Source organism: Gimesia alba (genome assembly GCF_007744675.1).
GTDB lineage: Bacteria > Planctomycetota > Planctomycetia > Planctomycetales > Planctomycetaceae > Gimesia > Gimesia alba.
On record NZ_CP036269.1, the window covers coordinates 995,863 to 1,005,000 of the forward strand.

Here is a 9,138-nt window from a genome sequence, read left to right on the forward strand (position 1 = left end):
GGCGTCAGGATGGTCGGTGAGATTCTCCCGCTATGGTTTTGACCGGCGCTTTATGTTTCTGTTTCAGTTGCAATTCACATCTCCCCGTTTCCGGAGAGGGATGATTGAACTCTCCCCGATCCGTCTGAAAAAAAAACGAAAAATTTCAGACCACCTCTTCCCCCTTATTTACGATCACTTCATTAAAACTTCGAAATGGGATTGTATAAAGGAGCACGTTTCACACACCGTTTTTGAAACGTACCTGCTTTCACCAGAACGGTGAGGCTAATTTCTTTGCGTTCTACCTCGTTCCTTTTTTATCTCATAAGGAAACATAATGTTGTTTACAGACAACCAGTCGAAGCGACGTTCCGGTTTTACATTGATCGAACTGCTGGTCGTGATCGCGATTATTGCCATATTGATTGCACTGCTGCTACCCGCCGTCCAGCAGGCCAGAGAAGCCGCCCGGCGATCACAGTGTAAGAATAATCTGAAACAGATTGCCATCGGCATGCACAACTACCATGACCTGCACGGCGTGCTCCCCTTTGGCTGGGATCAGCGCGGCGCTTCCTGGAGTGCGATGATTCTGCCAATGATTGATCAAGCCAATGTTTATAATACTCTGATCTTTCAGGAATCCGGCAATGGCAACTGGGATTCCGGTTCTGCGAATACCGATGCCGCGGCGACTCATATTCCAGTGCTGTTCTGCCCCAGTTCACCCATTAAAAAACATTACAGCTTCAATAATATCCCTGATCGTGCTACCGCAAGTTACCTGGGAAATTCCGGATCGGAATCCACTTCTGATGATGCTTCGACAAAAGTATCAGGGACGAAGTCGCTCGAAGAAGTGATTCAGAACGGCTTGTTTTATGCCTGCAGCAGCGTCACGTTGCGTGATATCAAGGACGGGACTTCCAATACTTTCATGTTGTGTGAAGCGCAAACGGATATTGAATTCGGTAAAGATGGTCAATCAATGGATCACTGGGTGATCGGCTCGCCGCAAACCGATCCTTGTGGCTGTAATAACGGCACCGGAGGAACCGAGTTCACCGAGTTTGTCGGCTCCGCTTATGCCAAAATGAATGCCCGCCGCACTGATCCTTCTGCCAGTGGTCATATCATGGAGCTTTCTTACGGTAGCTGGCACGTGGGGGGAGGCCATATTGCCTACGCCGATGGTTCGGTCCACTTTATCTCCGAGAATATCGATCAAACCGTGTACCAGGGATTATCAACCCGCTTTGGACGCGAAGTGGTGACACCGTAAGAACTCCGAACCTCTGTCTCAGGTTGGTCTCAAATTCAAAACAACTGCCATCGCTTCATTGCATGGCAGTTGTTTGCGTGAGTCGTTTTTTTGCTGAAAGTGTATGAGCATGAAATTATCCGTTTTTTCTCCCCGCTGCGTTTTATCCCTGTCTCTGTTGATTCTGTCTGCCGGCTGTGGTGGTTCGATTAATGCCGACTACAGTAAACTCGATCTGCTCGATGTCTCAGGGAATGTCACTCTCGATGGCCAGCCGTTATCCGGGGCAACCGTTGCTTTTGAAGCGCCCGATGGCACATTTTCCTCTGGTGTGACAGATGAAAATGGCGCCTTCACGCTGATGTTCAACACCGAAAAGTCCGGCTGTTTACCGGGGGATAAAATCGTCCGCATTCAGGTCAAAACGGATGCGGAAAATCCGGATGAAGAATCGGAAGGAGAAGGTAGCACAGCAAACCAGCCACAAATCAAAATTCCCGAACAGTACAATAAAAAGTCGACGCTCGAAGCCACGGTGGATGCGAATCACACCACATTTGAGTTTGATCTCAAAAGCAAACCGTAGGCATGCGAAGCACTGTTATAAAACTTTAAGGAAGTGTGGGTTCGATTCCGAGATTCGAGAATCGGTCAAATGTTCGATGATTCCCGCAATTGCTCCTGCCTGCTTACTGCTGCGAGCACGCTCGATGCGGCAGTCACGAAATGAAGAAGTGAGCGCCTTGGCTTCTGTGTTCTCGATCAGACGATCCAACAGTGAGGAGTCCATATCGAACATGTAGCTGTGCACGAAGAGTACTTGTGGATTGAACAAATTGATCACGGTTGCGAGTGCAAACGTGAGCTGACTGCAGACATTGTTTAAATCATCAGTGACATTTAAATCGCCGGCTTGAACGAGTTCCAGAATCTGATGAATGTCGAGATCGCGTCCAATCCGTTTCGAAACCAGCCGTGCCAGTGCGGTGTCGCTGGCGACGGTTTCCAGGCAACCGATTCGGCCACACCCGCACTGCACGCCATCCGGGACCATCGGCAAATGGCCAATTTCCCCTGCCAGGCCGCTGCTTCCTCTAAACAGACGGCCTTCGATAAATATACCCAGGCCGATCCCCGTGCTCGCATCCAGCATCGCGAAGTCATCAATGTCACTTGCCAGACCAGCGTGTCGTTCCGCGAGACAGAGCGCATCGGTTTCTTGCAGCACCACACATTCTAAGCCGGTCCGTTCCGACAAGTCTTTCCTGACGTATTGACCATTCGTAATCGGCACATTGGGCGACAGGATCGAACGCCCTTCGCGCGAATCCTGCAGACCAGGCAGGCTGATACCCACGCCCCAGGTGCGCACACCATTGTTCGATTTGAGTTTGCTGATTTCTTCACTCACCTTATCGAGCAACGCTTCATAGGTCTCGGGGGTTTTGAATTCGATCTGTTTCTGCTCTCGAATCTGCCCATCCAGTCCGGTTGCGACGAGAGTACATGTCGGCGTATCGATCACCAGCCCGATCACCTGTGCGGTTTCTTCTGCCAGGCGCAGTTTTTTCGCAGGACGCCCGCGCGAGGTTGCTGCTTCATCAAACTCCTCCAGCATGCCGGATTTCAATAGAGAAGAGACTGCTTTGGAGACGGTGGGGGCCGTGACACCCGACAGGCGCTTGACTTCAGCACGGGAACTGGGACCGTTTGACCGCAGAACGCGTAACACCATCCGCTCATTCATCTGGCTCAGAATCTGTGGTTGTGAAGAGACCAGTGTTCTCATGGAGTTCCTCTGAAAATAAGTCTCAAATTGTCAAATGTGATTTCAGACAAGAATATCATGGATCACATGACCGCCGACGTCTGTTAAACTTTCATCACGGCCCTGATGAAAATATGTCAGGCGTTCATGGTCCAGCCCCATCATTTGCAGAATAGTAGCATGTAGATCATGAAGATGCACCTTATTCTGTACTGCTTCGAAACCGAATTCGTCTGTTTCGCCGTATGTGGTTCCTCCTTTGACCCCGCCTCCCGCCAGCCACATGCTGAAACCGTACGGATTATGATTCCGACCGGGCGCATTTTTTCCTTCACTGAACGGCATTCGACCAAACTCGCCGCCCCAGACGACCAGGGTCTCGTCCAGCAGGCCGCGCTGTTCCAGATCAGTCAGCAATGCGGCAATCGGCTGATCAACTTCCCCCGCATGTCGTCCATGATTCTTCTCGATACTTTCATGGGCATCCCAGGTTTCTTCAAGATGGCCGCCACCGGAATAAAGTTGTATAAACCGCACTCCCCGTTCCACAAGTCGACGTGCGATCAGACAGTTACGGCCGTACTCGTCGGTTGGTTTCTCGCCAATGCCATACATCTTCAACGTCTGCTCGGTTTCCTGTGTCAGATCGACGGCATCCGGAGTGGCGGTCTGCATGCGGTAGGCAAGCTCGTAACTGTTAATGCGTGCGGCGAGTTCTTGACCGCCGGGTCGGGCATCCAGGTGTCGCTGGTTGATGCTTGCCAATAGGTCGAGCTGTTCGCGCTGGGCCGCCGGTGAGATATGCTTCGGGCCTTTTAAGTCAAGAATCGGATCCCCGACCGGGCGAAACAGGGTTCCCGCATACGTTGCCGGCATGAAACCGCTCGACCAGTTGGGCTGTCCGCTGATCGGGCCGCCGCGCTTATCCAGCATGACGACGTAACCGGGAAGACTCTCATTTTCTGTTCCCAGACCATACACGCACCAGCTTCCCAGTGAAGGGCGGCCGATTAATGTTTTCCCTGTATTCATCGCGACCAGCGCGGAGCCGTGAGCATGGCTGTCAGTATGGCATGAGTTCAACACGCACAGCTTATCCGCATGCTTGCGCACCTCGGGGAAATAGTCGGAGACCAGTAAACCGCTTTCACCACCCGGACGAAACTTGCGCCAGGCCGGCGTCAGATAGCCCATTTTTCGACCGCCGGAATTGATGAATTTCTTGTCCGCCGGCAGTTGCTTTCCCGCGTACTTTTCCAGTTCCGGTTTATAATCGAATGTATCCACCTGCGAAGGCGCGCCGTTCATCATCAGAAAGATGCACGCCTTGGCCCGCGGTTTCAGTTGGGGCTCTTTCGGTGCAGTCGGATTGAGTGATTGCGGCGGTTCTTCTGCGATCGCCTGTTGCGCGAAAAAGCCGTCTTTCGAGAGCAGGCTTGTCAGCGCCAGTCCCGCAAAGCCGGCTCCCATTTCCCATACAAACTCGCGACGCGAGTTGCCACAAGGGAAACGCCGTTGATTCATCATGACACGCCTCAATCTAGATACAGGAATTCGTTCGAGTTAAACAATACATGACAGAGTGAAGCCAGCGCGAGTACTTCAGGTGTTGTCGGCTGTTGTGATTTTTGAAAATGGGCCGCCTGAACGGCAAGATGTCGTACCGCCAGCGTCTCTTCTTCCGCCGCCGGCGGTCGGGCAAAAACGCGTTCCCACAATTGTCGAACCTGTTCCCCCGGTTCGCTGGTTGCCTGACTGATTTCCCGGGCCAGAGTTTCACTGCGCGCATGCACAAATTCATTATTCAGCATCGCCAGCGATTGTGTCGGAACCGTTGTCACATCACGCTTTCCGCACGACTGAGTCGAGTCGCATAAATCAAAGGTCGTCATCATCGGCGGCAGCAGACCCCGTTTGGAATACGTATAAAGACTGCGCCGGTTCTGTTCCTCCGGGGGAGAGGCCTGCCAGGCTTTAGATTTGGTTGAAAGCCCTTCCAGTGCTGCGGCACTGATTGTCGGACGGAAGCCGGGGCCTCCGCGGCGCAGATCCAGTTCACCCGTTCGCGCCAGCATGGAATCGCGCAACGCCTCTGCATCGAGACGCCGGCGTTCTGCCCGCCACCAGAGTCGATTTCCCGCATCTCGGGATTGATATTCTTCCGCCTGGGGATGCAGTGACGACTGCTGCCAGGTGCGCGACATCAGAATCAGTTTGTGCATGCGTTTGACTGTTCTGCCTCCCGACTGGAACTCAGCCGCGAGCCAGTCGAGTAATTCCGGATGCGTCGGCGGGTCGGCCAGGAACCCGAAATTGTTCGGCGAACGGACGATGCCTTCACCAAAATGATGCATCCACAAGCGATTGACAAATACCCGCGCTGTCAGGGGCTGGTTTGGATTTGTGATCCAGCGGGCCAGTTGCAGTCGGCGATGTGTGGTGGCGGCGTCTTTGGGTTGGGAAGTGAAAGGACGTTCGAGTTTCGGAAGCATCGAAAGCGAGGCCGGCGTGACGGCCTGCAGCGGATGTTCCCGCTCTCCATTTTTCAGAACATGCAAGGGAGCAGGGGACGAACTCAAGTCGGTCCATCCCAGCACATCCGGGAAACCCAGCTGCTCGGGCTTCGGTCCCCCCAGCAGTTTCCGATCGCCGGCTGCAATGGGACCGGCCCAGAATGCAGACGCCATCCGGTAATAGTCTTCCTGCGTGATCGGATCGAACTTATGTGAATGGCACCGCGCACATTTCACAGTCATGCCCAGAAAAGCGGACGACGTTGTATGTACCAGATCTTCCAGCCGATCGTATTGATAATCGAGCGGATCATTGGGTTCATCATTCCAAGTTCCCAATCGCAGAAAGCCGGTGGCGATTACCGAACTTTTGCTGCGGTCCGGTAGTTCGTCGCCTGCGATTTGTTCGAGGATAAAACGATCATAAGGCAAATCAGAATTGAACGCGTCAACCACCCAGTCGCGATATTTCCAGGCGAACGGCTTTTCCTGATCGCGCTCGTAACCACTGGTGTCCGCATAGCGGACCAGATCCAACCAGTAACGTGCCCAACGTTCGCCGTATTGAGGAGACGCCAGTAATGCGTCAATCCGTCGTTCCCAGGCATCGGGCGACGGGTCGTTTTCAAATTGCGTGATCTGCTCTAGTGTGGGTGGCAGTCCTGTGACGTCGTAGTACAATCGTCGCAAACGCGTTCGTTTGTCAGCGAGAGGGGCCGGCGCGATCTGTTTTTCTTCCAGCCGTTTGAGAATAAAGGCATCAATCGGGTTCGCTGGCTGTGATTCTGTTTTGAGCGTTGGAACGATAGGACGTTTGATCGGTTGTAAAGACCACCAGTCCCGCCCCGCACGCATGTTTGTGGTTCGCTCGAACAGATCAATCTTGCGACTTTCAGGCCACGGTAAACCTGCGGAAACCCAGCGTTCCAGCAGTTTGATTTCGTGGTCAGGCAGCTTTTGCGGTCGTCCTTGTTTCTCCGGTGGCATCTCGCCATCCACAACGCGCTCGAGCAAATGGCTTTCCAGCGGCGATTTCAAATCGACGGCGGTACCGGAGTCGCCTCCTTTAATGAAACCCGCGCGGGTCACCAGAGACAAGCTTCCCGATTTATTCTGTTCCTGATGGCATTCGACGCAGCGATTAATCAGCAACGGCACGATTTCCGTTTCGAAATCGGGCGGGCGCTCAGCCGTTTCACCTGTCTGAGTCATGCAAAGAGACAGGAAACCAGTTAACAGCAATGGGAACAGAAGCTGGTAAGTCATTGTGTGTGCTTTCGAATGCTGAAGAACACAAATGGTCTGAAAATCGCTTCTAGCTTACCGTGTTTTCTTTTTTAGTCAACGGTGTTTACAAAAGAGTGCTTCTGACTCTGCGATTAGTCTAGTGTGAGATTGTTGTTGTAAGTGTAAATTTTAAAACAGGATATGTGTTTCGGGTGGATGTTCCCGATTTCGATCCGCTTACTGATCCAGTTTCTCAATTCGTCTGACGTGCCGTCCCCCTTCGAAGGGGGTGGTCAGCCAGATGTCGATGATTTCATAGACATCGTGCATGGAAACCATCCGTTCGCCCATCGAGATCATGTTGGCGTCATTATGCATCCGCGCCAGGCGGGCTGACTTCTCATTCCAGCAGACCGCACAGCGAATGCCCTTGATCCGATTGGCGGCGATCGCTTCGCCGTTTCCGGACCCTCCCAGCACAATCCCGCGATCGAATTCTCCGGCTGCGACTGCTTTTGCCGCCGGGAAGATAAAGTCCGGGTAATCCACTGATTCAGTTGAATCAGTGCCGAAGTCTTCCACCTGATAGCCTTCTTTTGTGAGATACTCAATGATCCGGCGTTTGTATCGATAACCGGCATGGTCTGAAGCAATCACGATTTTTTTGACAGGTTGTTCTGAAGGAGCTGGTGAAGTCATTCGTTTCAAATTCTAGAGTGGATTCAAATTAATGGTTGCGCTTGGAGTGCCTCTGCTGCTGACCCGGTTCAGGCAGCAAGCCCCAAACAGAGTCAGCATGGCACTCAGAATCGCATTAAATAGTAATGGGATCGGAACAGGATGTTCTTATTTTCCGATTCGATAGAGTTGTGTTTTCGTGCGAATCAACAGGGTATCGCCGGCGACCGCATACGAGGCCAGTGTCGGTTCTTTCAAATGATTGCGGCCGATCTCTTTGTATTTCTTGCCAGCTTCGATAATCGTGGTTTCGCCTTCTTCGCTCTGGAAATAAATCTTGCCATCCGCATACAAGGGGGAAGCAGAGTAGTTGCCGCCCACGCGTTCTTTCCAGATGAGTTCTCCTGTTTTGGCATCGAAGCACTGCGCGATCCCTTTGTCACTGACCGCATACAGTTCATCACCCACAACGAGTAATGAGGGGGTGTGCGGAATCTGGCTTTTGTTCGACCAGGCCAGGTGCGTGTCGGTCACATCCCCTTTGCCGTCCGGACGAATCGCCAGCAGTGAAGGGCGGTCATAACTGGTGGTGACGAAAATCAATCCATGACTGAAGACCGGGCGAGGAATCACGGAGTAACCCGTGTAATTCAGGTGCCAGATCTCTTTGCCGTCCTTAGGAGAATGGCCGGAAATGACATCGGTGCCCGGTGCCACAATTTGTTTTTCTCCATTCACGGTGATCAATAAAGGGGTGCCGAAGGAAAACTTTTTACGGCCTTCTACATTGCGGTCGACTTTCCATTCGATCTTGCCCGTATTGCGGTTCAGGGCGGCGATGAAATTGGAGCCTTTCCCGTCACAGATAATGACCAGCTTATCATCAACAATAATGGGTGAGCCCCCATTGCCGTGCTGCATTTCGTATTTGAGTTCGTCCGTTTTCCAGACTTCTTTGCCGTCCAGTGTCAGACAGGCGGTGCCAAACGTACCAAAATGCACGTAGATCACTTTGCCATCGGAAATCGGTGTCGGGCTGGCGTGGCTGTTCTTTTTATGAATCCGTTGTGCGGTCTCTTTAGTTTCCTGAAAGACCTCTTTGTCCCACAGAATATCGCCTGTCTCCAGATTCAGGCAAACCACGCGCAATGATTGCTCTGGTAGTTTATCCTCGCTTGTGGGAACCGCAGTGGTCACATAGACCTTGTCGCCAACCACAATCGGAGATGACCAGCCTACGCCGGGGATATCCGTTTTCCAAAGAACATGCTCGGTCGGGCTCCACACGGTCGGCAGAGATTTGATTGTGGAATGACCTTGGCCGGTTGGTCCACGAAACTCAAACCATTCCTCGGCCATCAATTGATGTGATGACAGATAAGTAACAACTGATAGAACGCAAAGGCTGGTAATTTTGAAAACGCTCACTTCAGCAAGCCCTCCTGTTTGAGGCGGTGGATCTGTACTTTTGTTTAAAACGCTTTTGGTGATGAGTTAATTTTGTCAGAATAGAAAGAGTCTGACAAGTATTCGAGCCTATCACAACAGTCTGTATTACAAGATATTGTGATCCCAAAAAAGATTTAACCGGGAATTCAAATTTTTCATAACCTAGTTCATTGACTCTTTGGGAGGGACGGATATGATTAACGAACCTGATTTATTTCCGGTGAGCGAAAATCGTTCGCACACAGGTTTTAAATCAATGA

Annotated in this window: 7 protein-coding genes; 2 read left to right on the forward strand and 5 right to left on the reverse strand. The window is 51.9% G+C overall.

What is annotated here, in order from left to right:
• Positions 1 to 319: 319 nt before the first annotated feature.
• Together Pan241w_RS03830 and Pan241w_RS03835 are read left to right on the forward strand one after the other, a co-directional pair.
• Entirely contained in the window at positions 320 to 1,264 is a 945-nt protein-coding gene (locus Pan241w_RS03830) for a DUF1559 domain-containing protein (protein ID WP_145211206.1), read from the forward strand.
• Between the two features lie 109 nt (positions 1,265 to 1,373).
• Positions 1,374 to 1,829: a transthyretin-like family protein gene (locus Pan241w_RS03835; protein ID WP_145211210.1), complete on the forward strand. Its 456-nt coding sequence runs from the start codon at positions 1,374 to 1,376 to the stop codon at positions 1,827 to 1,829.
• 15 nt (positions 1,830 to 1,844) lie between these two features.
• Here the strand turns inward: Pan241w_RS03835 and Pan241w_RS03840 are convergent, their stop codons facing one another.
• From Pan241w_RS03840 to Pan241w_RS03860, 5 genes are all read right to left on the reverse strand, one after another.
• Positions 1,845 to 3,032 (reverse strand): ROK family transcriptional regulator, encoded by a 1,188-nt coding sequence (locus tag Pan241w_RS03840; protein ID WP_145211213.1) that lies wholly within the window; start codon positions 3,030 to 3,032, stop codon positions 1,845 to 1,847.
• Positions 3,033 to 3,074: 42 nt separating this feature from the next.
• Positions 3,075 to 4,538: a DUF1501 domain-containing protein gene (locus tag Pan241w_RS03845; RefSeq protein ID WP_145211216.1), complete on the reverse strand. Its 1,464-nt coding sequence runs from the start codon at positions 4,536 to 4,538 to the stop codon at positions 3,075 to 3,077.
• Positions 4,539 to 4,546: 8 nt separating this feature from the next.
• Entirely contained in the window at positions 4,547 to 6,790 is a 2,244-nt protein-coding gene (locus Pan241w_RS03850) for a PSD1 and planctomycete cytochrome C domain-containing protein (protein WP_145211219.1), read from the reverse strand.
• 198 nt (positions 6,791 to 6,988) lie between these two features.
• A complete protein-coding gene (rpiB, locus tag Pan241w_RS03855) occupies positions 6,989 to 7,450 on the reverse strand; it encodes a ribose 5-phosphate isomerase B (protein ID WP_145211222.1) in 462 nt (153 codons plus the stop codon).
• A gap of 147 nt (positions 7,451 to 7,597) precedes the next feature.
• On the reverse strand, positions 7,598 to 8,857 hold the full coding sequence (locus Pan241w_RS03860) for a PQQ-binding-like beta-propeller repeat protein (protein WP_232107348.1): 1,260 nt from the start codon (positions 8,855 to 8,857) through the stop codon (positions 7,598 to 7,600).
• Positions 8,858 to 9,138: the final 281 nt, after the last annotated feature.

Excerpts from the sequence above, each read along its gene's own strand:
- rpiB (WP_145211222.1), bottom strand. The coding sequence starts at position 7,450 with ATGACTTCACCAGCTCCTTCAGAACAACCTGTCAAAAAAATCGTGATT.
- Pan241w_RS03830 (WP_145211206.1), top strand. The coding sequence starts at position 320 with ATGTTGTTTACAGACAACCAGTCGAAGCGACGTTCCGGTTTTACATTG.
- Pan241w_RS03840 (WP_145211213.1), bottom strand. The coding sequence starts at position 3,032 with ATGAGAACACTGGTCTCTTCACAACCACAGATTCTGAGCCAGATGAAT.
- Pan241w_RS03835 (WP_145211210.1), top strand. The coding sequence starts at position 1,374 with ATGAAATTATCCGTTTTTTCTCCCCGCTGCGTTTTATCCCTGTCTCTG.
- Pan241w_RS03850 (WP_145211219.1), bottom strand. The coding sequence starts at position 6,790 with ATGACTTACCAGCTTCTGTTCCCATTGCTGTTAACTGGTTTCCTGTCT.
- Pan241w_RS03845 (WP_145211216.1), bottom strand. The coding sequence starts at position 4,538 with ATGATGAATCAACGGCGTTTCCCTTGTGGCAACTCGCGTCGCGAGTTT.